1 pseudogene is annotated in these 524 nt (G+C 53.8%); it reads left to right on the top strand.

Features of this window, described 5'->3' with window-relative positions:
• Positions 1–143: 143 nt before the first annotated feature.
• Positions 144–524: pseudogene (locus E6R62_RS39025) on the top strand (trypsin-like peptidase domain-containing protein); the annotation flags it as partial.

The raw sequence follows: 524 nt of genomic DNA, 5'->3' as shown, positions 1-524 counted from the left end.
AAGGTAGCACAACCGTTAATACGCCGCGTATGCCGCGTAATTTCCAGCAGTTCTTCGGTGATGATTCTCCGTTCTGCCAGGAAGGTTCTCCGTTCCAGAGCTCTCCGTTCTGCCAGGGTGGCCAGGGCGGTAATGGTGGCGGCCAGCAACAGAAATTCATGGCGCTGGGTTCCGGCGTCATCATTGATGCCGATAAAGGCTATGTCGTCACCAACAACCACGTTGTTGATAACGCGACGGTCATTAAAGTTCAACTGAGCGATGGCCGTAAGTTCGACGCGAAGATGGTTGGCAAAGATCCGCGCTCTGATATCGCGCTGATCCAAATCCAGAACCCGAAAAACCTGACCGCAATTAAGATGGCGGATTCTGATGCACTGCGCGTGGGTGATTACACCGTAGCGATTGGTAACCCGTTTGGTCTGGGCGAGACGGTAACTTCCGGGATTGTCTCTGCGCTGGGGCGTAGCGGCCTGAATGCCGAAAACTACGAAAACTTCATCCAGACCGATGCAGCGATCAAC

This window comes from Streptomyces sp. A1136 (genome assembly GCF_004795055.1).
Classification (GTDB): Bacteria; Actinomycetota; Actinomycetes; order Streptomycetales; family Streptomycetaceae; genus Streptomyces.
Note: the sequence above shows the minus strand (reverse complement) of the source record. Positions and strands in the feature narration are given on the sequence as shown.